Below are 23,041 nucleotides of genomic sequence, written 5' to 3'. Positions count from 1 at the left end.
TCATCTTGTATATACAGGTTGCATATAGGAAAATCATATACATGTATATACAGGTTGTCAACCGTTTAACAATTAATACCCACTTCCCGGACGTTTCGACTACAAAAATAATAATTTAATTGGAATTTTCTTCTGAGTTAACTTAAAAAAGACTCCTTGAAGGAGTCTTTTTTTAACATAGTATAATGTATGGATACCATCGAAAAGGTCTCCATTATGCCGATCAAGCTCCGGGCTCCCCTGCGTGATCCGTGACCAGTCGATAGGTTAAGCCCTGTTCTGTTTCAAATGAAACTACGCCTTTGGCGGAGACCGGTACGGGAATGCTGGTATCGCCTTGGTAAACCGCAATCCCATTTCCATTGCCTATGCTTACGCTGCATACATTCCCTAAACGTGACATGATCTCTGCCTCCGTCAGTCTTCCATTCTTCCAGCGAATACCGACTTCAAAGCCGCCTCGTGCCCGCAATCCACGTACCTCGCCTTCCTGCCATGCATCCGGCAGAGCCGGCAGCAGCATGAGTAAGGAGCGATGCGACTGCAGCAGCATTTCCGCAATTCCCGCTGTAGCTGCGAAGTTGCCGTCGATCTGAAAAGGAGGATGCGCTCCTAATAAACTCGCATACACACCTCCGTGGTCGTAACGCTCCGAGTCCCCGTCCCGCACCAATCTCAGCATATTGGTTAACAGCCGGAGCGCACGGTTGCCGTCACCGAAACGGCTCCATAGCGCCACCCGCCAGCCCAGGCTCCAGCCCGTGCTTTCCTCCCCGCGACGCTCCAAAGAGGTTTGGGCAGCTGCAAACAGATCCGGGCTTTCTTCCGCAGATAGCTGCCGTCCAGGATAAACCCCGACCAGGTGGGACGTGTGCCGATGAAATACGTCCTCATCCTCGGAGTCATGGGACCATTCCTGCAGCTGGCCGTATCGGCCGACCTTCAGAGGCAGCAAACGTTCGCGTTTGCTGCTCCATTCCTCCCGGAATTCCTCATCCACGCCGAGAATGCCGGCGGCTTCCATGCAATTGGTGAACAACTCCCATATGAGGGAAATATCCATGGTCGCCCCTTCGCTGATGGCCGCCATCCCTTCAGACGTGCGGAATTTATGCTCAGGCGAGGTCGACGGCGAGGTCACGAGATGGCCTGCGTCGTTTTCTATAAGCCAGTCCAAAGCAAATAAAGAAGCTTCCTTCATCAGGGGATAAGCGAACGATCGTAAATAAGCTTCATCGCCGCTGTATGCGTAATGCTCCCATAAGTGCTGGGTTAACCAGATTCCTCCCATTTGCCAAAGCGCCCAGGAAGGATCGCCGTCCCCGTAATTGCCGACCGGTGCGGTATGGGCCCAGATATCCGTATTGTGATGAACGGTCCAGCCCCGGGTGCCATAATGGACGGCGGCGGTTTCCGCACCGTTTACCGACAGGCTTCTGATCAGCTCCAGCAGAGGCTGATGGCATTCCGCCAAATTGCATACCTCCGCGGGCCAATAGTTCATTTGCGCATTGATGTTCAAGGTCCAATTGCTGCTCCACGGCGGCCGGGTTGAGGCATTCCATATCCCCTGAAGATTGGCGGCTTGCGTTCCGGGCCTGGAGCTTGAAATCAGGAGATAGCGGCCATAGTGGAACAGCAGCTCGACCAAGCCTGGATCCCGGGCACCGAATCGCTCGATTCTCTCCCCCGTGTCCATATCTTCTGCAGCCAGCGTCTCGCCTAATCGGAGGCTGACGCGGTCGAACAGGCTGCGATAATCGTTGATGTGCCGATCGCGCAGCTCTGTCCAGGACTGGCTGCATGCGGCTTTCATGGTCCCCGCAGTCAGAGCAGCGGCGGCAGCCGCCGGATGGTCTCCGCCATCGCGGTGACCGGGAATTTGGTCAAATCCGTTGAAGCTGGTGGCCGCGGTGAAGTAAATGACCGCTTCGCTCGCATCCAGTACATGAATGCCAGCTGAATCCACGGTAACGCGGCCATCCGTTTCGGCCACCGCCAGCCGACCATTGAAAGCCATGGCAGCGGTATGATCAGGATCGCCGTAACGGATAGGATGATCAGAGGAAACGTAGCTGGGCTCGACGCGTTCCGGCGCAAATCCCGACATGGCATACATATCTTCTTCGGTCTTTACGGTATAACGCAGCGGGCTTTCCAGATAGGCATGAAAGTTCAGGGCGCAAGCAGCGCTCGAGGTTAACCGCAAGGCAATCATCTGGTCCGGGCTGGACGCGAAGCATTCCCTTGTGTAGGTCACCTCTCCGATGCGGTATTCCGTTCGTTGAACGGCATTGGCGATATCCAGCGTTCTTCGGTAAGAATGAAACACGCCTCCATGATCAAACCGGAGGCATAAGTCTCCTAACGGCAGGTAAGATTCCGTATAGGGCCCCATCATCTTGCGCCCTAGCTGATCAGCCTCCATATAACGTCCCTGGCTTGCCAGCTCCCGGATCTCCGGCAACGCTTCCAGGGCAGACGGGTTGTTCCAATCCCTGGGATAACCGGACCAGAGCGTGTCCTCGTTCAAGCTGATCGTTTCACGCTCCACGCAGCCGTAGACCATGCCTCCAAGACGTCCGTTGCCGATCGGCAGCGCCTCGGTCCAGACCGTCGCCGGTTTCACATACTGTAATTTCATGTTTGCCTCCACTCGCCTTGCCTCCTTTATTTCAATTCGTCATACTCCAATTCATCAAAAAGTCGAATTCATTGCGCTCCGTCAGCTCATCCCTGCCGAACTGCTCTTTCATGATGCTAATCATTCGATGGATCGGCACGCTGTTCCGATGAGCCAAATACAACCCGAACAGCAGCCCGACGATCATGGCGCCCCCGGTAATGAACCAGGACGCTTGTTTAATTTGATCGGCATTCTCCATTAGGGCGCTGCGGGGGATGCCGGCCTGATAGACCCAACCGCTCTTAGCGGAGCGCGTGGTGATCACAAGGTCACTCTTGTAGAACTGGCTGGTTTTGTTCTGATCGAATGCCGGATCGTTCATGATTTGGCTTACATCGGATTCCATGTTTCCTTGAATAGCAAGCGTATTCCCGTTCCCGTCGTGGATGTGGACCCAGCCGCCGTAGTTGTCGGTTAACCCCGAGAATAATCCGGCAATCGTCCGTGCATCGATCACGACCACAACATTGGCCGGGGAGGAATCGTTAAAGCTGTCCAGCGGGAGCGATTGCATGTACGTAATGACCGAGGTTTCGTTGTCCCTTTCCGAAAAGGAAGAGAGCGGTTTGATTTCACTGCGATGGGCTTTCTCCAGGATCTGTTGTTTCCATTCCTCAAAACTGAGATCGTTATAATGAAAAAACTCATAATAATGCTCCGGCCGATAAGAGGAGCCTGACGTTACAATCAAGTTGTAGTTCGCCAAATAGATGTAGTAATGCTGAAGAAAATCGTTGGTTTGACCGAAAGTCAGCACGTTGCGCATCGTTCTCCATATGCCGTAAACATCCCTTTGGGCAAGATGATCGTTGAGCAGCACGTTAAGGTCCTGATTGATCGCCAGCTGCCGCGTCATCCCTTCCACTTCCTCCATCCTGTGTTCCAGCAGCTCCTGGCTTTTCTCGAGCTGAACGATGCTGTTCTCAATCGAAATGGATTGCGTTACGGAGATGGAGGTCAAGTAGGATATGTATCCTCCGATGGTGGGAATGAGCAGAATGGCAATATAGGAGATGAGAAAGCTGCGAAAAACATTCGATTGCTTAAGAATAGATATCCCCCCTTATGTGACAGCGTTTTCAAAAAATAACGACTCAAGTTCTCCCGCCAGCTATAAATTTGATCATAATGGATGTTTGCGGCGCAAGGGTAGGTACTTCTGCGTATGGCAGGGTACATTTTTCCATACCAGGCCTGCATGCGGCTAAATGACGGAAAGTAACTCCATATTAGGGGAATCGGCAAGCTTGGTAAATATCCGATTGTTAAGGTTCATGATGCTTTATGACAATAACGGAAAATAACCATGCCTTTGGATATTTTGACCATTGTCCACATAAAAAAAGCCGCGTTTTCACGCGGCAGCTGACGTTTAATCCCACCAAAAATACCAGATATCGCGCTTCATTAAATAGTCCGCATAATGTCCAAGCGTCGGAAACCCGTCCATGACATATTGGCAGAAAATAAAATGCTCCTTGGCGAGCCGTAATGCTTCTTCAAACGTTTGGGGTCGTTTTCCGGCCTGAAGAATCCAAGTATCTTGCGAAACGGCCACAATGTTAATCTGATACCTCTGCTGAAAATGCTTAAAAATCACCGACTGATGCTCGGGCAGCGGACATTCGTTATAACCTCCCATCGGAACCCACAGCGGTGCTTCATATCCGGCTTCGGCCGGCAGCGTCAGCAGGATCACCTGCTCGTCCTCTTCCACCTTTCCCTGTACCCATGACGTATTCCAGTCAAAGGGCTCAGTATCCGATTCGCCAAACTCTTCGTTGAGCATTTCGCTGCCTTCCCATAATAATGAATAAGAACGATATAACTCCTCAAAGCTCTTGCCTTCTATTTCTTCCGGTTCCAGCGCAATATCCGTATAGGATAATCGCGAAGCCACGATTTTTCCCAACACATCTTTCATGCTTAACCGCTGAACTTGCTCCAGCTCCTTGTTCACGTATTCAGAAAGGGTTTCTTATTCGCAGATTTCCTCCATCATTTCCACCAGATTGTAGCCGGGAGCGATGAGAATCTTGTGCTCCCCTTCCTTTGGGACAGGGAGCGTTAAGCCATCCAAATCCAAAACTTCAATATCACATTCGCTTAAATAATTTGCAAGCTCTTTGACCATATGTACACCTCGAATATAGCAGATATTGAAACCAGTATAAGTTCTTACCCTTAATTTTACAAATGATAGAACCACTTAGATAGTCACATATAAACAAGTTCAAGAGGACGAGCTTTACGCTCGTCCTCTTGTGTATGGACAGCCATGTCCATGCTGTAATGGATTAATTGACGGTCAGGGACGCATCGGTTTCTCCTGCCCACTCGCCTACCGGTTTGATGGTATACGTCGATCCCGGCTTCAATTTACTTTCCTGCGTCAGATCGAATATGCCTACGGCTCCTTTTCGGCTTGAATATTTATAGGTCGCAATGTGTTGATTGCCGTCAGCGTCGGTCAATTCCACGCTCCGGCCGGAGAACAGCTCATCCCCCGGATCCTCGGACAACGTGATGGCAATGGAACTGTCGCTGACTGCCTCGGCTCCGATGATGTCCAGCGGAGCAAACGATCCTGCAACGAATGACGGATTGGCGATCTGAGCCCAGTCCGAAGAAACGGTGTAAGTGACACCCGGCGTCAACGTCTGGCCTTCCGGCAATCGGAATTTCGGCTCTTGCTTGCCGTCGGTGGATTGGGTGAAGGGTACGTATTTGGCCACGATAGGTTGTCCGCCTGCAGGCGTAATCGTAACTTCCCTGGCTTGACCAGAAGATATGATCTGATAGACCTTGCCATCGGCGCTGTTGTTCTCATCCAATACGAAGGCATTGGCTCCGCGGCCTCCGCTATAAGCGGAAATAACATAACCGTAGTCAACGACGCCATTCTCCTTGAGCGCCTCCAATTCAAATGTATCCTGGGTGACCTGTCTAGCCTCGGTCATGTCCAGCTTCGTGCTGTTTCCTGTAAATGTACCTGCTGTTTTCCCTTTATAGGTCAGCGTATACGATGTCCCCGGTTTTTGAACGGAAGTTGGAACGATATAGGTGGAATTAGAACCCGTCTTCAGACGCGGCATATTCGTTAGGGCAAGACCGTCGTTAAATTTAAAATCTTCTTTGGCTTTGGCAAACGACTCATCGTCCGATGTCAATGGAGCATCAAAGGTGACGATCAAGGTGATGGCATTCAGTGCGCGGACGCTCGTGATTTTTGCTTTTTCCGACGGTATTGCGTCATGTGCAATGCTTATCAAATAGGCAGCTTGACCTCGAGTGGCATGGCCCTCCTCGGAATAAAAACGTTGCGCCCAGTAATCCACGGACTTCGCATCTCGTTTCAGAGCCTTAGTCACCATCTGTACCAATTCGTCGTGGGTAACGCTTCCCCTTGGATCAAAACGTCCGTCCGGTGCCTGCATAATATCTAGTGCTACCAGCTCAGTTGCGTACCGCTCATACCACGCGTTTGATTTCACATCCGTGAAGCTTGGCTCTGTCTCCGCTTTGCCTTCAAGTCCAAACGCAAGCACCAGCATTTTCGCCAGCTCCGCCCGTGTGATCGGACTTGTTATCCCCATCGTGCCGTCTTGGTAACCCTGCATCACGCGCAGCTGGGACAGCCCTTGAACGGCTTGCTCTATATCTTGGGCAGCGAGCGGCGCTTGTGCAGCATCGGCCTGCAGGACATGAAACGGAAGCGTCGCCGTTCCCAGTGCGGCGGCCAGCATCATGGCCGCCAGTTTATTCGAATACTTCTTCATAAGTAAGTCCTCCCTATCTTCGATGAATATGAACGATAATCGTCATATCTCCATGATAGATGAGAGTCCTAAACTCCCAAGAAATCCGGGATTAAACGTTTCGAAAATATTTATTAACAATTTCTAAACTCATTCAGACCGAAAAACGATAGCCCGCTCCCCATACCGTTTCAATGTACTGCGGATTGGATGGATCCAGCTCCATCTTTTCGCGCAGCTTTCGGACGTGAACGGTGACGGTAGCGATATCCCCGCTGGAATCCATGCCCCAAATCCGTTCAAACAATTCATGTTTGTTGAACACCCGGTTCGGATGGCTCGCCAGAAATTCAAGCAAATTAAATTCCCGTGTCGTAAACGCGACTTCCTGATTGCGTACGAACACCCTTCGCGCCGTTTTGTCGATGACCAGGCCCCGGATGTGAATTTCCGAGCTTGGACTCGGACTTTGCTTGCCCAGAAGCCTGACATATCTCATCAAATGGGCTTTGGCTCTTGCGACTAATTCGCTCGGGCTAAAAGGCTTGGTAATGTAATCGTCGGCACCGAGATTAAACGCACGGATTTTATCGATCTCCTCATTCTTGGCGGATACGATCAGAATCGGGACCTCCTTGTTCTTCCTGATATGGCTGCACAACTCGTAGCCATTCATGCCGGGAAGCTGAAGGTCCACAATGATGAGGCTGTAGTCCTCGTTAAGTGCAAGCTTCAAGCCCTCGTCACCCGTATGGCATAAATCGACGGCAAAACCGTTCAGCTCAAAATAATCCCGCTCCAACTGGGCGATGGTCGTTTCGTCTTCAATGATGAGAATGCGTGTGGCCATGGGTTACCGCGCCTCCTTCCTGTTCGCTCGTTTCAGGGTAAAATACAGGCTTGTTCCGACGCCAAGCTCGCTTTCAGCCCAGATTTGGCCCCCGTGTCCTTCAATGATCTGGCTCGCAATCGCAAGACCCAGACCACTGCCGCCTGTTGAAGAGTTGCGGGATGACTCGGCCCGATAAAACCTTTCGAATATATAAGGGATCGCTTCCGGTGCGATGCCTGTGCCGTTATCCCGGATTTCAACCGTTACCCATTCCGGAGACAGCCGGATCGAGATGCCGATGTTTTTTTGCCCCTTGTCCATGAAATTCTGGGCATTTCCAATGATGTTGAGCACGGTTCGCTTTAATTTCTCAAGGTCGGCAATGACTTCGACAGGATCACCGGGGCGTTCCTTCCACTCCAGCCGAATGTCCTTCTCCTCCAGAACATAGCGCTGCTCCTCGATGCAGTCGTCAATGAAACCGATGATATCGACATGCTCGAACATAAACGGCACCTGCTTCAAATCCAGCTTGGAATACAGAAACAGCTCATCCACGAGTTTATCCAGATCGATGGTTTTGGTGTAGATGATATTCACGTATTTATCCATCTTCTCGGGCGTATCCGCGACGCCGTCTCGAATGCCCTCGACATAACCCTTTATATTCGTTATGGGTGTGCGCAGATCGTGTGAGATATTGGAGATCAGCTCTTTTCGGTTCTCTTCGTCCCGGAGCCGGAGCTGAATCGATTCGTGCAGCCGCTTTCGCATATTCTCAAACGTTTCGTTTAGCTGGCCGATTTCGTCCTTCGAATGCATATCCAGGGAAAACTGAAGATTCCCCTCCTTGATGTGTTCGGCCGAATTTCGGAGCAAGTCAAGCGGTTTGACCACGCTGCGCGTAATCCAGCGATATAACATCACGTTCGCAACCACAATGATGCCAACGAGACTCAATACAAGGATGGGCAACAGCTTGCGTGTTACCTCGCCGAAAGGACTTCGCTCTCGGATCACGTATACGCTTCCCTTCGTCTCGTCCGAGAACCGGAAGTCGAATTTGGCATAAGCATAAAAGCGTTCCCCGATGCTCAGCGTATTGCGGATTTGATTGTTGTTCAGGTCGAATGGAGGGAGATTCGCTTCCAGCTCAGGCTGGTTTAACGTATTGGACTCGTAAACCTGAAGGCTTTCCTTACGGACGTACAGGCCTGCCCGAACGGTTCTCAGCTTAAAATCATATTCCTTCAGCAGCTCTTGATCCAGCAGACCGTCCGGTTCGTTCTTGGCAAGATATTTTAATTCAAGGAATATAGACTCCTCTTGCTCGGTCAGCGGGTTAACCTGATAGTGAACTTTATAAAAATCCCGAACCCCGCGAATGTCCCCGGTAGCCGCGACGGTAAACAAACTGGCAGTCAAGACGAAAACCAACAAGCTGATGACCAGCATGCCGGTAAAGGACAGCAGCAGCTTGATCCTGATCGACATGCGTCGCCTAAAGCGAACCGGAAACGATGCTGCCCTTAAACATCGTCGCCACGCGCTTCGATCTTCTGGCAATGGCTTCGGCGGAACAAGAAGCTTCGACAAACACGATGCTGGCGGCGTCCCCGACCTGCGGCCATATCTGCTCGCCATCCGGACCAAGCGGCGTCATGCCGCCGGTGATATATTGAAGCGTCCTTGCCAAAGAGCGTTCATCCACCCATCGGGACACCTCAGCCAGCCGGCCCGCGCGTTCCAGCACGTCCCCGTTTCCAAAAGGCGACCACACGTCAAAAATGTTATCGCAACCGACGGCTACCTCTACGCCGCACTCGTGCAGCAAACCGACCGGCGGCATGTTGCGACCGATCGGCACGCTCGAAATAATGGCAACCCCTGCATCAGCCAGCATTTCCCCCATTTCGATGGCTTGCGACGTCGGGATATCGCCGAGTCCGAATGCATGGCTGATCGCCACCTTGCCCTGCAGGCCCGCCTCGATGGTCAGCTGTGCCAACCGCTTCATAGTGAAGGTTCCCAGATGATGGGCATCGTGCAAATGCAGGTCAATTCCCGCATTCGCCTCCACGGCAAGCTCCACCATTTCCTGCAGGGAGGCTTCGATATTACCATCCACCGTCGCCGGGTCCACCCCGCCTACCAAGCCTGCTCCGCCGCGAAGTGCTTGTCTCACCCATTCCTTTGACTTCGAGCGCAGCAAACCATGCTGAGGAAAAGCTACGATCTCGTAGGATAACTTTCCTTCAAATGCGTGCAATGCTTGTTGAACCGCTTCGAAGTTAGCCAAACCCGCTTCCGGATAAATATCGACATGCGTTCGCACATGCGTCACCCCGGACTCCAGGTACATCTGAAGCAGGCGTTCCGCACGGTCCTGCGTCCGGGTATCCAGGGCCGGAAGCGTTGCTTTCTCGATATCCAAACGCTCGAAAATGCTGGAGACCGGCGTTACGGATCGCCACCGGTCACCAAGCAGCGTTTTATCCAGATGGCAGTGCTTTTCGGTAAAGGACGGCAAAAGCAGCAATCCCTTCACGTCGTGTCGCGGCCATGAATCCGTGATGGTCTTGTCGGATGACACGATCTTCGCGATGTTCCCGTCCTCTATGAATACGTGGCAAATCTCCGTTTTTGTTCCCGTAATAACGCCTTCTGAAACTTCATAGCCGCTCTCTAAACGAGCATTCGTTAACCAAAATGCGGTACTCATATCCATCGTTCCTTCCCTTTCCAGATATACGATTATGCTATCATAGGAACATCTATATGGATAATATTAAAAATATAGGATTCACTTAAGTTTTACATATACATTAAAAAGAAAAGCCACCCGTTAGGATGACTCTTCTGGTGAAGACATGGAAGTAGGCATGAGGTTAAAGCTTTATGGCTCTTGTCGCAATAAAACTGTTTGCATATCGGTCCAACAATTTCTCGCCTCCGAAGGAATCCTCGTATAACCCGGCAATCATAAATCCGGATTGAATCTGACCTCCCATTTGCTGTTCCAGCGTATGTCCGAATTCCAATGCTACCCCGCTTCTCACGATTTCTTCTTCCGTCGCATAATCCAGTTCCGAATAGGGAAGGGTGTGCTTCACCCGAAGCGTGCCCTGTTCTTCCAGTTCCCAGTCGAATAAATAAAAGACCGGGTTCATAAAGCCGCTAATCATTATGCCGCCAGGCTTCAACACGCGATATGCCTCCTGCCAGACCGGCTGGATATCAGGCACGTAAAGGTTAGATACCGGATGAACCAACAAATCAAAGCTCTCCGATTCAAACATGCTTAAATCCGTCATCGAACCGAGAACCGTCCGAATGGACAATCCGTCCCGTTCAGCAACAAAGCGATCCTGCTCCAGTTGAGATTCGGAGAAATCCAACACGGTTACATTTGCTCCCGCAGCTGCCAATACGGGTCCCTGCTGCCCTCCTCCAGAAGCTAGGCAGAGCACATTCTTTCCGTTTAGTTCCGGAAACCATTCTTTGGGCACAGGCTTGGTTGAAGTGACGATAATAGACCAATCGCCCATTCTGGCTTTCTGGATTTCTTCGCTGCTTACAGGAACAGTCCACTGATTTTTCTGTTTGACTTTAAGCTCCCATTGGTCTTGGTTATGCTTGATAATCTCCATATGCAGATCTCCTATTATTGAATCATGGGCTTTCAGCTTTTATTCACGGACCTTTGATCCAGCCAGGCTTCAAACTGTTCCGGCGTGCTTACGTTGTCTTCGAGAACCGCTGTATAAATATCGAAGCTTCGTACACTTTTTCCATATTCAGCAAGGCTTGCCCAACGATTTTTGATTCTCAAAATAGCTTCCCGGCGTTCCTGAGTCAGCCGTCCAGGCATCGTTATGATATGTTTCAAGTCAGGTTGTCTCTCCGGTTCATCCACGAACCAAATGTCCAAGGCCCATTCGTTACCGCGCTGTGATTTATATTTTAGTCCGATGTACAATCCATCGGGATACGCGGGATCCGTATTATAATCACCGGTATCGTTGATGAACTTCAGCTCCCGTACACCGGCTTGCAGCATGAGCTCCGATGCGATGTGTGCAGTTAATGGTTGATTCAGCCGAGAACATTTTACCGTCATGTCCAGGTCTCTCCATACCATCAATCCGAGGGCTGAGCTGCCGACACGCACCGGTTCGCCTGCTTGACTTAACAACTCGTAAAGTCGAAGTTCATCTGCTACCTCAGAAGCTTCCTCCTGGAGAGCCTCTTGTTGTAGTTGAAGTTCGCTTTCCGCCATAAGGTGTTCACCTCAAATCATATCGTTGATATCTCATATGGTATCACCCGATCAGCGTGCTTTCCAAGGGATTGAATGCTTATAATTATCTTTCACGGATACCGTGTGATTCGACATCGAACTATACGGAATAAAATATGCGTGCACCCGACAAATAAGACGTGCAGAAATCGGCGCACAGCTTCGGCATTCGTTCACGCATCCATGCATGCACGGATTCATTCTCCATCTGAAAGACATAGTAGCCGATAATGGCCAGCAGCATGAAACCTTCTAACAAAACAAGCTTCTCTTGTCCCGTATGTTCATTGCCATAATATCCTTTCAGGAATATATCCCGAAGGGCTGAAGGAACCATCATGGCACCCATGGCAACATCCGTGTAATGGTACCCTGGTCCAAAAAAACCAAAATCGATAAAACTCAGTTCTCCATCTGAGGTCATGATGATATTCCCCAAGCTTAAATCACCGTGGATAAGCCCCCAGGCCTCAACGTTACCACTGTCCACAAGGCGCGCGTTAACCAACGATATCGTTTCTTCAATAATGGAAACATCGGAGGTAGTAAACAAATCTTTCGCCAATCCTTGCTTTATAACTTCAATCATATATAGATTGTAGGCTATCCCCTGACTCGGACGCTTGTCCAAGCCCTCCTGCTCGTATGAGCCATAAAATTTGTGTAACTCTGCAATGCGAGTCCCCAGCTTCTCGACCAGTACCGGGTCGCTTACGTCATCCTTCTGCAAGTCTCTTCCTTCCAGCCAGGTAAGCACGGAGCTGTTCCAACGCTTCCCCTCGTGTTCGAAAATCGTGATCAATTCACCTTTCCGATTACGCATAGGCCTCTGGACAAGCAGATGATCCCAGCCTGACAAGTGCTCCAGCATTTGCAGTTCGCCCAGCAGACCGTCGTAGGTATGCTGCTGACCAGCCATGCCTTCTTTTAGCGGTTGATGAATGCGCATCAGATATGTACTTCCGTCATGGCCTATTACCTTATACGTTCGATTTTCATTATGCCGAATAAAGGCAATTTCCGGTTCCCGGATATCGTATTCATTCAAAATTTCCTGCAGCTGTTCATTTCGCATTTGAAACTTCTCCTTATACTTCTGAAATGGAACCCGTCAGCCCTCCACGAACGTATCGTCAAAATACGCCTTAAAATCCGGGTACAAAAATACTAGCGACTCTTTAAGTTCGGTCCGATCCGTGTGTTCTTCATCCAGATCAAACAATATTTCATGTTCGATCTCATAGATGGCTTCGATCCCCTCACCGGCGTCTCCACATACATCGATACACCAGATCTTGCCGTATTCGGAATCCTAAGTGAAAGGGAGATATCCCAGCCGGCACAACAAGGGATTGTACATGTTCCTGACGTTCTCCAGCGGCTCGTCTACCGCCTGTTCAGGTATGACGTCAAAGTAATGATGGTACGTGGAGATGAATGCTTTATACCACTCGGGAAAATTCAATCCATACTCTGCTTCCATCGCCCCAATCTGCTCTTCGCTCACAATGGAAGGGAGCAATTTCCATATGGACCATTCCTCATCGGTATCAACGGTCTTCATCTCCGCGGGAACGTCCGGCCGCATCCACCTGCAGAACCCATCCTCCGAAATTTCGCTGTATTTAGCGTAATAGGCCTCAAACCCTTGTTTGATATAATCGCGTATTTCCATGTATAAAGTCTCCTTATGTAGAAAATCGTCCCTTTTTCATATATTAATATAATCTATTTTCGGGTTATGATTAGATTCAATCTATTCTATTTTGTTTACAATTCAGAAACAATCCGGAGATTCTATCGATATAACTCTCTTATATACTCTATAGACAGCTAACGAGGAGGGACTACACATGCGCAATACTTTTATCAAAACAATCCTTCCATCCGTCATCATCGGTTCAGTCGTAACAAGTTTGGCTTTATCCGGGTTCCCGAACGGTTCCGGCTTGGATAAGGCGGAAGCGGCCGCAGCATCTTCTGCCAGCCTATCATTTTCGAAGTTTTTGGATAACAACGCCCCTAAACGGACGCTGAGGTCGGTTAACGGGATAAATACGGTCACCAATCTGTTCAGCACGGTTGTGCTCGTCAACAAACAAAGAAATCTACCATCGAATTATGTACCGCAAGATTTGGTCGTACCCCAAATTCCGTTCAGCTTCTCGGGACCAAGCCCCAAAAAGCAGATGAAAAAAATAGCGGCGACTGCGCTCGAAAAGCTGTTCGCTGCTGCCAAACGGGACGGGATCGACCTCAAAGCCGTATCGGGTTATCGTTCCTATGCAACCCAAAAAGCCATATTCGCGCGTAACGCCAGTATCAAGGGCGAGGCTGTCGCTAACAAAACAAGCGCACGCCCGGGGCAAAGCGAGCATCAGACCGGACTTAGCATGGATATTTCCAGTGCTTCCGTAGGCTATGCCCTGGAGCAGAGCTTCGGAAATACGAAGGAAGGCAAATGGCTGAAGGCCAATGCACCGAAGTACGGATTTATCATTCGTTATGGAAAAGGTCAGGAGAAATTAACCGGATACGCTTACGAGCCTTGGCATGTACGCTATGTGGGCGTCTATATTGCCGGAGAAATTACGAGACAACAACTGACGCTGGAGCAGTATCTGGGTCAAGCCCGGTAATCGCAAATCTTATAAAAGCGGGCCCAAACGGGTCCGTTTTTTTCGTATGAAGCCTTCCGGTCGCGCCTTCTGAGGTACATCCGCATATTTTGCAGCGTTTCCTGCGGACAATGTACTCCGCTTGGACGAAGCACGTACATTAACAGCAGTAGACAGGTTAGTTAGAGCTTACGATTTTCGCAAACGGGGTGAACAATGTGCCTATCAAATCAGGGAAGCAGTACATCGAACGGATCGATCGGCAAAACATCAACCTTTGGTATAAAGGGGAGCTTATCCAGGGACCTTTATCCAAGCACCCTGCATTCCAGGGTATCATTCAGACCCAAGCGGAGCTTTACGATATGCAAGGCGAAGCGTGTTATATCGAGCAGATGACGTACCCCTCGCCCGATACCGGAGAACGGGTGGGCCTGTCTTTTCTCCCGCCGAGGAATGCCAAGGATTTGCAGAAACGCAGATTGATGATGGAACTTTGGGCCAAGAGGCACAACGGCTTTTTAGGCCGCTCTCCCGATTATATGAACACGGCGATCATGTCGCTGTACACGGCTGCCGATATATTGGAGGAACACAATCCGAAGTATGCGGACAACCTCAGGGCCTATTACCGGTACTGTCGAGATCATGATATTACGTTATCCCATGCCTTCATTCAGCCCTATGCTTGTAAAATGTCCGGACAGCAAGATGCTGCAGAGGACACGATTGCCGCCAAGGTGGTTGAGATCAACGATCAAGGCATGATCATAACCGGAGCTTTCATGATGGCAACGCAGGGAGCCACGTGCGAGGAAATGCTGGTATTCCCGTCGCCTTCGCCCACGTTGTTCCATGATGTCAATCCAACCGCATTCGCCTTTGCGGTACCGAACGATTTGCCCGGAATGACGTTTATATGCCGTGAGAGTTATGGTGCCGCTTCTTCCTATGATTATCCCTTGAGCGCAAGATACGAAGAGATGGACGTTCTCGTCATCTTTGACCACGTATTGGTCCCGCATGACCGGATCTTTTACTATGGGGACGAGGCCTATGCCGGACGTTTATTCGGCGAGAGTCGCTTTCACACCCATATTGCCCATCAAATGGCCACCCGTTATATCGCCAAAACCGAATTTATGCTAGGTTTGCTGGAGAGCTTGGCAGACGAGCAGAACGTTGGGCTCGAACCCCAAATGATCGCGAACGTTTCAAAAATCATTGCATATCTGGAGACCTTCAAAGCCCTGAGATTGGCTTCCGAACTGGGCGCCAGCCGGGATAAATTCGGTTATTTCGTTCCATCGGCGGGCCCGCTTACCGCATCCAGCATGTTATTCCCCCATTTTTATCCCGAGATGGTGGAGATGATACAGCTGCTGGGTTCCAGCGGCCTGATTATGATCCCTTCCGAAATGGACTTCCAGTCGGATTCAGGTCCTTACCTGAACCAATATTTAAGAGGCTCGACCACGGAGGCGCGTGATCGAATCGCCTTGTTCCGCCTTGCCTGGGAGCTTGGCGCAGGCTCTTTCGGGGGCCGTCAAACCCAGTTTGAACGCTTCTTCTTCGGAAATGCGCAGACGGTAGCCTATCGCATGTATAACCAGTTTGAACAGCATGATCAGCTGCGGAACAGGATTCAGGATTTTATCGCCAAGAACGATACTTCATCATAATTTGACGGTTTGGATGATTAGGCATGAAAAAAAGATGCGAGCCCATAACTCACATCTTTCCGTTTCATTACAAACACAATGAGCTTACGAATGGGAATGCAGGCTTAAGCGGAACCGATACCTCATGTCGTCTTCGAACCACATCATAAAGTTTGTCCCCCATACGTTATTGTGCAGATTGAAATGAAATCCGCCGGTCAACGGAGCATAGGAGTTGTCGAATTGCAGCAGCCTCGGTTCCCCCGGGCACACAAGCGGCGCGTCCAAGGATTCAATGACCGCTGTTCCGTCCGCCCCCTCATAATATAAGCCCGAATTGATGCCATGCATGTTCCGGTTGCCGTCCTTGACGACGGATAACGGAGATATCCGCATTCCCAGCTTATCCATCGACCATGCGTTAGGATTATCCACAAGCGGCACAAATGATAACCAGCTTGCTTCCGGAAGACGGCATGCCGGTTTGCCCATCCAGCTTAGGCATACCTCAATGACGGGCTCATTCGCATGGAACGAATAGAATACGTTGATTTGGCGTGGAGCCCCGTATTGATTGCTGAGAACCTCCGGCAGCTTCATTTCTGCGGTCACGATATCATAATCGGCATGCCTCTCCAGGTGCAATGTTCGCAAGGACGCGGTATACCGCTGATGCTCCGGCCTCGGTTTGACATACTCGATTCCCGGCTTGCCGAAATCGTTATCCGCCCAGCCATGATGTATATCCAGATTCGTCATGTATTCTTTGAAGAAACGGTCGTAGTTTTCTTGGCCGAAGGTTTCATACATATAAGTGCCAAGTCTCTGATGCTCTCCCGCCCATGCCTTTCCGGATCGATCCATCAATCGGTTAATCGAGCCGTCGGCAGCGAAGCTCACCTGAAACTGGCCTAATTCATAAAGCTCGTTCGTTTCGATCGGCTGAGGCTGCACCGGCTCCGAGTTAAGGACGGTATGCTGCGGACTCATCCGATCCAGCTCGGTTCTCGCTTCAGCCGCTAGCGCCGCGGGCAGCGATTGAAGGGCTTCTTCAAGATAATCCCGCTGCTCCTGCCAGGAACTCTCGTAATGGCTGTACGATCTGGTGCCGTTTGCCTGCTGGCATAGGTAATCGAATTTCTTCCGTGTATTGTCTTCAACAATATCCCGTGCTCTTGCTGCGGCTAGGTCAGCCGAGGAATAATTCACGAAATCGACGAGATACACAGAATTGTTCAGCCCCCAAGTATGCTCGGGAATCAACATCAGACGGTTGCAAAATCGAGCGTACGCCTCACTGTCCCTATCCAATCGACCATCCTCGATCCAGCGATCCCGAAGCCTTAACAATTCGCGGTAGCGGGCGATTTTCCAAGGATCCGAGGCAATCCCGTGTATCCACGAGTCCCCGATCTCTTCGCTGACGACAGGCAATCGGTCTTTCACCGCTTGAAGCCGCGCGGCAAAAGCATCCAATGTCGAGGCCATGATGTCCGCCCCTGGATATTCCCGTCGCAGCTGTTCGAATAATGCCCGGATCTCCTCCATCGTGGATGGACCATGATTATCGTGGGTATGGGCAAAATACAAGGCATCCTCCAGCCCTTCCATCCGATAGGGCTTACCATAACTATCCGCATAATGTACGATAATCTCCGAGCCGTCGGAAGCACGCCATACAAACATCTCCGGCACCTTGGGATTTTTGGAGACCATGTTAACGCCTAAATGTAAATATTGTATGCCGTGTTTTGCCAGCAGAGGCACCATGGCTAGGGTATGGCCCGGAACGTCCGTCATTTTTGCGGCAATCGTGGTTTTTCCGTACTTTCGGTCCAAATCGCCCGAAATGGACAGCCCGAATTCGAATAAACTGGCATCCATGATCTCGGTATGCGTTGTAAACGGCAGCCCGTGCCAGACCATGCGTCCATCCCCAATGGCTTTTTCCATGCGCGCCCGCATGTCGGGAGAAGCCGTTTGCAGAAATTCATGGATTAGCCATGAGCCGGTGGTCCATACGAATTTTACATCCCCCTCTTCATTCGCAAGCTGTTCGGACAGCTCCAAGGCCTGGGGTATGAAATGTTCCATATATCGGTCGATTACGTTCTTTCCCAAATCGGTAAACCCGATGTCCAGATGGGTCTTGAATACGACATGAACTCTTTTGATTGATGCTGCCATGCATGACCGCCTCCTTCAACAATGATCGGCTAATGCCGAACTTTGAGCCCATTTTACTAGAGCGCATCGAGCAAGTCTTTGCATGATAGGGTCATGCTTTTGCAAAATAAGGACACCTAGCGTGAATAGAGCCAGAGCACGGGCATGCCGAAAAGCCCTCTCATTTCGGCTTGGAATGAGAAGGGCTTGAAAGGAAAATACGGATATCAGAACGTGCTCGCCTTCGTTGTGTCCGGACACCATCTGGCCGGTCGGTAATATCGGATCAGGACCTCCATCGCTTCGGGTGTCCGCAGATGGGTAAGCGTTTCGAAGGCATACGCCCTGACGTAACGATCCTTGCTGAGAAGCGCTTGCTCAAGCGAATGGATGACGATGGGAACATCCTGTGGCGAGGCCGTTCGCAGCAATGACAAGGCTGCCGTATATCCGAGCTTGTTCAGGATATAACTTTGCTGCGTGTTGTCGTTGTTTCCGCTGTTCCGTCCCCCTCTTGCAGTATCGACTCTTCCAATATGTTGGCCAAGGCCTGGCACACTTCGCCTGCCTCACTCCCCATCATGCCCAGCGCTTCGATTGCGTTTCGACGAACCCAATCGCTCGGGTCCTGTAAGCATGCAATCAATGCAGACGAAACCTCACGCGTCGAAGGCACAATCGCCCCTAACGCGAAAGCAGCAAGCGCTCTGCGCTTCTCGTCCGTATGTTCGAGCAGTGTCAGCAGTCCTGGAACGGCTCCAGCGCCGGCACTCTGCAGTCCGTAAGCCGCTCTTTCCGCGATTTGCCTTGTACCTTCGGACATAAGGCGCAGCAATTCATCGGTTCCTGCGGATCCCAGCCGGCCAAGCGCATAACCGGCATTCAAAGCCACCGGCTCCTTGTCATTCAACATTCGGCCCAGTTCTGGAACTAAGGAAGCGGCCTTCTCTCCTAACATTCCAACTTGATCCGCCGCCCTGGCGCGAATGACCTCGTCCTCGGATTTTAATTCTTCGGCCAATGGCTCGATCGGGACTTCGTCTTCCGTTGCCGAGAGGTTCTCCTGACCCGGTTCGCCGCGCATCCAGTTCCATACATCCCTCCAAAGATTCAAGTGCGCGTAAGGGGTTCCCCCCGTTAGGTTCATTTCGGTCCCTAGATGATTCCAGCTCGGCGATTCCGGCGCACGCAATCGAACGAATTGAAACTTTAGCATGTATCGATCCATGCCAGACACATTAAGCGAAGCTTTGTGCCACAAATCAAAATGCACCAAAACCATCGTCCCCGCTTTGCCGGTCGGGAGTATCGTCTCACCTTGATCGCCTACGAACTTATCGTAGTATGCGGTACCGGGCATGATGGCGGTAGGTCCCATTTCCTCGGTGATATCCTGCATGTAATAAAATATCATCGCCCACCAAGGTCGGTGGCTGCGCATGCTGGACCAGTAACCGTCTTTATGCCACTGCCCGCCCCCCGGCAGCGGATCGCCGGCTGATTGTAATGGCAATGCCGATGCGGATGCATGTAGTAGTCCGGTCCGAGCACGCTCGTCAAAGCCCCTTGAACGACCGGTGTTTCGAAGAACTGCTGAATCTCGGGTACACGGGGCAGGATGTTATTGCCGGGATTTCCTTCCTCGTGCAGTACGGCGTTGATTTTGTCCCTGACTTCAGCATGCAGCTGATCCGGCAATTCGTTATGAAGCACCACATACCCCTTCATGATAAACTGGCAGATTTGTTCATCCGTCAACAGCCATTGACTGTCCAACATCTCAATTCCCTCCTCAAGCATGAAATGAATTAGTGTTAGTATAGCAATGGCTGCGATCCTTGTATTTACATAAACGTCAGGCTTTTGTACAATCGTCATGCGAATATGAATAGAATCTTTTCTTGAAGGATGTGGAAATGAATACGTGGATTTTGCCGTCTTCCATCCCTATGTGCTGTATGCCACCAGATACCCCTTTTCCAAAGGTCAAAGCAATAACAATCGCCACTGTTATTCGTCATCCCTTTATCTCATTACCGAGGGACGGGGCATCGTTCGCACCTGTGGGCGAAGGCACATCACCGACCCAGGTTCCCTTGTGTACATACCGGCAGGTCAGCCGCATGATTGGATAGCGGACAACCGGGATCCCATGGTCCATGTGTGCTGTTATTTCGACTGGGCCCATGTGGACCGCAGGCATTTGGCCGATCACCTCAGCGTTATCTGTTATGACATGGCCCAACTGAATCCTTCCTATGTAGGCCCTGCTTTTCCTTACGCCATACCCGAGTTCATGAGAGTAGAGAAAGTCAGCCTATGGAGCGATTGGTTTGAAAAATTCTACACCGGGAACCAGTATGAGAATGAGCATACCTATATGCGCAGCGTAAAGACGCAGAGCCAATTCCTGCAATTCATCGAATACTTCCTTGCCTTCGCCTTGCAGGACGAGGCGATACCCGATCACAGAATGAACAAGCTGCTGCAGCGATTGGATCAGGATATCCTTCACGGCAAGCTGCGGCCATTGAAAGCATATTATGAGGAGCTCCGGATCAGCAGAGGTTATTTCTTCGAATTGTTCAAGCGTTCGACGGGGCTGCCGCCGACGCAGTATATTAACCAGTTTCGCATCCATCGGGCCAAGGAGGATCTGCGCAATACGGACATCAGCATTACCGAGATCGCCGAGAAGTTCGGCTTCTCATCCATCCATTATTTTTCGAAGCTGTTCCGTCAACTTAACGGACTGTCGCCCCTGGAGTATCGGAAACATCAGATGGAAGCCGACTGACTAACGAACTTCGCCCCAATCCGATGTATACCTCGATGCGTAACATCGCTTATAATGTACGATAATCAGAAATGGCACACGCTCAGAATTAGGCGAAGGACCCAAAAAGGAGAGGTTGGAATATAATGCGCTTTTTATCGAACCTTGGCTCCTTTATCAACGCATGGCGGGATTACCCGGCTGAAGAGAATACGGTGCTGGGGAGTCGCTACACCGTCCAAGAAATGATTGGCGAAGGAAGTTACGGTATCATCTATCAATGTCGGGATCAACAGAGCGGTCATATAGTAGCCGTCAAACAGTCACGGCCAAGCAAAGGCGATTACGCCAAAGAATTGCTGAATCGGGAAGCCGCGATATTAAGCTCCCTTCAGCATCCGCAAATTCCGGCATATCGGGATTTTTTCACGGACAGCCGCCATTCGTATCTGGTCATGTCTTATATGGACGGGGATACGCTGGAGGATTTAATATTCGAACATGGCATGAAATACGGGGAAGCCGAATGTCTCCATATCGCGCTGCAGCTTCTGGAGCTGGTCCGTTACCTGCACGAACAAGGCTATGTTCATCTCGACCTGCGGATTCCCAATGTGCTGTTTAAGGATGGCCGTATCCATCTCATCGATTTTGGGCTGGCACGAAGGATCGGTGAACCCCCTCCTCTCCGGCAGCCTGCCCGAAAGAAGTTCCGGCGCGGCGGCACAAGCTCCTCTGTTCAATATAAAGAGTCGAAAGAAATCGAGGATCTCCGCGACATCGGTCACTTTATGTTGTTCATGCTCTATTCTGCCTATGATCCGGACGACGATCCGAGCGCAATCGGGGAACGAAGCTGGCAGGAAGAACTGCAGCTTTCGGAAGAACTGCGGGAGATGATCAAACGCTTGTTGCAACTGAGCAGTCCTTACTCCGGTTCTTTGCAGTTCATGAACGAGCTCCAGACGCTCGCGAATGCAAAAAAACCGCCCCTCTGATAAGATGGGCAGCGTTTTATTTGATTCCGGGGTTTCATTTATGTTACGATCCGATTAAATGATATGGAATGATTCCGAACAAGAAAGGAGGAAATTCCACATGTTAAGAAAAATCATGAACAAATTTCTCCACTCGACTTCCCACAGTCATGGCCGCAAGCGGTACAGCAGTTCCGCGAAGAATTACGGAAGAAAATACAGCAGCAGTCACGGGTATTCTCGCCGCAAAGGATCGTCATCCGATTACAAACGCAGGCACGGCAACCAAGGTCATGGCTATTATAAAAACAGAAGAGGCAGCTCAAGCTAATCATTCAACATCATATAGCACACTACCTCCTTCAACGTGGTTGCCTGTTGAGGGATTTTTTTTATCCTTTCACCGAATCGTGAAGTTGACGCCGTAATAGGACAATGCCAATTTACCGGCCACTCTCTGGGAAGAAGCATTATCCCATGAGGTACTGTACAGGGGCAATGCTCCCATTTTCCGCACCTCGATTGCCCAACCGGCAGTAACGGCGGCCGCATAACCTCTCCCTCGAAATTCGGCTAACGTCTCCAGTCCGGCTTCGTGCGCTTCCGTAGAAACGCGAACACTCCGGCAGACCGACACCACCCTCTGATCTTGAATGATCGCGACACAAGGCTGGGCGTAGTCGATTTCCGCGTTCAGCCATTCCAAACCGGCGAGCGAATACTCGGTTATATTGTCTCCGGTGATCGATACCGCCTGCATGTTCGGCGATGACATTGTGATGTCAGGAATCCGATAACAAGGTCCGCTCGTATATTGATCAGCAGCCAGCAGATTCATGTAGTCATCGAAGTGCTTGGGTCTCGTTTGAAAATCTTCGTTAAGAGACGGTTCATTTTCAACCAGCGCCGTCAGTTGCTTGGCAAGTTTGTCCGGAATATCATAACGAAGCCGGCAAACGGCTGAACCGTCGATCGTTCGACCCAAGAAAAATCGGGGAGCCGGCTCCTCTCCCGGCCAAGGCTCGTTAATGGTTCGTATCCGACTATCCAGGTCATGCGTAAACATAACCCGTGCGTGCATCTCCATCAAATCCTTAGCGGTTGGCTCATTTCCAATCCGCTGGTTCATGCTTTCACCCCCATAAGAATATTTCAACCATAGTTTCGCATCACATATCTCCATCGTAGCAGATTTTTCGAACCACAGGTTGGGCACAAATGAATATAAACGATAAATAAAAAGACCCTGTCTCCCTTTGAAACAGGG

At 50.5% G+C, this 23,041-nt stretch carries 22 protein-coding genes; 5 read left to right on the top strand and 17 right to left on the bottom strand.

What is annotated here, in order from left to right:
* Positions 1–223 precede the first annotated feature (223 nt).
* From GYMC10_RS13480 to GYMC10_RS33210, 12 genes are all read right to left on the bottom strand, one after another.
* On the bottom strand, positions 224–2,644 hold the full coding sequence (locus GYMC10_RS13480; RefSeq protein WP_015734964.1) for a glycosyl hydrolase family 95 catalytic domain-containing protein: 2,421 nt from the start codon (positions 2,642–2,644) through the stop codon (positions 224–226).
* A gap of 31 nt (positions 2,645–2,675) precedes the next feature.
* Entirely contained in the window at positions 2,676–3,647 is a 972-nt protein-coding gene (locus tag GYMC10_RS13475; RefSeq protein WP_015734963.1) for a hypothetical protein, read from the bottom strand.
* A 411-nt stretch (positions 3,648–4,058) separates the two neighbouring features.
* Positions 4,059–4,610, bottom strand: a complete 552-nt coding sequence (locus tag GYMC10_RS31565; RefSeq protein WP_261979713.1) for a DUF4253 domain-containing protein — start codon at positions 4,608–4,610, stop codon at positions 4,059–4,061.
* Positions 4,611–4,664: 54 nt separating this feature from the next.
* Positions 4,665–4,820: a hypothetical protein gene (locus tag GYMC10_RS32935; RefSeq protein ID WP_015734961.1), complete on the bottom strand. Its 156-nt coding sequence runs from the start codon at positions 4,818–4,820 to the stop codon at positions 4,665–4,667.
* A gap of 163 nt (positions 4,821–4,983) precedes the next feature.
* Positions 4,984–6,465 carry an S-layer homology domain-containing protein gene (locus GYMC10_RS13465; protein WP_015734960.1) on the bottom strand — a complete coding sequence of 494 codons (1,482 nt, stop codon included), beginning with the start codon at positions 6,463–6,465 and terminating at the stop codon, positions 4,984–4,986.
* Positions 6,466–6,598: 133 nt separating this feature from the next.
* Positions 6,599–7,294, bottom strand: coding sequence for a response regulator transcription factor (locus GYMC10_RS13460; RefSeq protein ID WP_009592947.1), 696 nt, complete (start codon positions 7,292–7,294; stop codon positions 6,599–6,601).
* Between the two features lie 3 nt (positions 7,295–7,297).
* Positions 7,298–8,770, bottom strand: coding sequence for a sensor histidine kinase (locus GYMC10_RS13455; protein WP_015734959.1), 1,473 nt, complete (start codon positions 8,768–8,770; stop codon positions 7,298–7,300).
* A 7-nt stretch (positions 8,771–8,777) separates the two neighbouring features.
* Complete coding sequence (locus tag GYMC10_RS13450; protein WP_015734958.1) at positions 8,778–9,998, bottom strand: amidohydrolase; 1,221 nt, start codon at positions 9,996–9,998, stop codon at positions 8,778–8,780.
* A 166-nt stretch (positions 9,999–10,164) separates the two neighbouring features.
* The gene (locus GYMC10_RS13445) at positions 10,165–10,926 is read right to left on the bottom strand and encodes a class I SAM-dependent methyltransferase (RefSeq protein WP_015734957.1); all 762 of its coding nucleotides are present in this window, start codon (positions 10,924–10,926) and stop codon (positions 10,165–10,167) included.
* 32 nt (positions 10,927–10,958) lie between these two features.
* A complete protein-coding gene (locus tag GYMC10_RS13440) occupies positions 10,959–11,555 on the bottom strand; it encodes a hypothetical protein (protein ID WP_015734956.1) in 597 nt (198 codons plus the stop codon).
* 121 nt (positions 11,556–11,676) lie between these two features.
* Positions 11,677–12,651, bottom strand: coding sequence for a phosphotransferase enzyme family protein (locus GYMC10_RS13435; protein ID WP_015734955.1), 975 nt, complete (start codon positions 12,649–12,651; stop codon positions 11,677–11,679).
* A gap of 237 nt (positions 12,652–12,888) precedes the next feature.
* Positions 12,889–13,251, bottom strand: coding sequence for a hypothetical protein (locus GYMC10_RS33210; RefSeq protein ID WP_015734954.1), 363 nt, complete (start codon positions 13,249–13,251; stop codon positions 12,889–12,891).
* 178 nt (positions 13,252–13,429) lie between these two features.
* Between GYMC10_RS33210 and GYMC10_RS13425 the strand changes: the two genes are divergently transcribed.
* Together GYMC10_RS13425 and GYMC10_RS13420 are read left to right on the top strand one after the other, a co-directional pair.
* Positions 13,430–14,215, top strand: coding sequence for a D-alanyl-D-alanine carboxypeptidase family protein (locus GYMC10_RS13425; protein ID WP_015734953.1), 786 nt, complete (start codon positions 13,430–13,432; stop codon positions 14,213–14,215).
* A 197-nt stretch (positions 14,216–14,412) separates the two neighbouring features.
* Positions 14,413–15,876 carry a 4-hydroxyphenylacetate 3-hydroxylase family protein gene (locus tag GYMC10_RS13420; RefSeq protein WP_041621988.1) on the top strand — a complete coding sequence of 488 codons (1,464 nt, stop codon included), beginning with the start codon at positions 14,413–14,415 and terminating at the stop codon, positions 15,874–15,876.
* Between the two features lie 84 nt (positions 15,877–15,960).
* On the opposite strand, the gene GYMC10_RS13415 is transcribed toward GYMC10_RS13420, so the two are convergent.
* The 4 genes from GYMC10_RS13415 to GYMC10_RS32925 form a co-directional block, all read right to left on the bottom strand.
* The gene (locus GYMC10_RS13415) at positions 15,961–18,042 is read right to left on the bottom strand and encodes a DUF5054 domain-containing protein (RefSeq protein ID WP_015734951.1); all 2,082 of its coding nucleotides are present in this window, start codon (positions 18,040–18,042) and stop codon (positions 15,961–15,963) included.
* A 206-nt stretch (positions 18,043–18,248) separates the two neighbouring features.
* Positions 18,249–18,458, bottom strand: a complete 210-nt coding sequence (locus GYMC10_RS32930; RefSeq protein WP_261979712.1) for a hypothetical protein — start codon at positions 18,456–18,458, stop codon at positions 18,249–18,251.
* A 23-nt stretch (positions 18,459–18,481) separates the two neighbouring features.
* Complete coding sequence (locus GYMC10_RS13410) at positions 18,482–19,534, bottom strand: HEAT repeat domain-containing protein (RefSeq protein ID WP_261979711.1); 1,053 nt, start codon at positions 19,532–19,534, stop codon at positions 18,482–18,484.
* Positions 19,432–19,800 carry a hypothetical protein gene (locus tag GYMC10_RS32925; protein WP_015734948.1) on the bottom strand — a complete coding sequence of 123 codons (369 nt, stop codon included), beginning with the start codon at positions 19,798–19,800 and terminating at the stop codon, positions 19,432–19,434. Before GYMC10_RS32925 ends, GYMC10_RS13410 begins: the two co-directional genes overlap by 103 nt.
* Before the next feature lie 145 nt (positions 19,801–19,945).
* On the opposite strand from GYMC10_RS32925, the gene GYMC10_RS13405 reads away from it, so the two are divergent.
* The 3 genes from GYMC10_RS13405 (at position 19,946) to GYMC10_RS13395 (ending at position 22,105) form a co-directional block, all read left to right on the top strand.
* Positions 19,946–20,818, top strand: coding sequence for an AraC family transcriptional regulator (locus tag GYMC10_RS13405; RefSeq protein ID WP_015734947.1), 873 nt, complete (start codon positions 19,946–19,948; stop codon positions 20,816–20,818).
* 125 nt (positions 20,819–20,943) lie between these two features.
* On the top strand, positions 20,944–21,795 hold the full coding sequence (locus GYMC10_RS13400; RefSeq protein WP_015734946.1) for a serine/threonine protein kinase: 852 nt from the start codon (positions 20,944–20,946) through the stop codon (positions 21,793–21,795).
* Between the two features lie 100 nt (positions 21,796–21,895).
* Entirely contained in the window at positions 21,896–22,105 is a 210-nt protein-coding gene (locus GYMC10_RS13395) for a hypothetical protein (RefSeq protein ID WP_009592958.1), read from the top strand.
* A 69-nt stretch (positions 22,106–22,174) separates the two neighbouring features.
* Here GYMC10_RS13395 and aac(2')-IIb read toward each other — a convergent pair whose 3' ends face one another.
* Positions 22,175–22,903 (bottom strand): kasugamycin N-acetyltransferase AAC(2')-IIb, encoded by a 729-nt coding sequence (gene aac(2')-IIb / locus GYMC10_RS13390; protein WP_041621987.1) that lies wholly within the window; start codon positions 22,901–22,903, stop codon positions 22,175–22,177.
* Positions 22,904–23,041: the final 138 nt, after the last annotated feature.

It is taken from the genome of Paenibacillus sp. Y412MC10 (assembly GCF_000024685.1).
Lineage (GTDB): Bacteria > Bacillota > Bacilli > Paenibacillales > Paenibacillaceae > Paenibacillus_AQ > Paenibacillus_AQ lautus_A.
The sequence above is the reverse complement of the archived record's forward strand: the minus strand, read 5'-3'. Positions and strand labels throughout refer to the sequence as shown.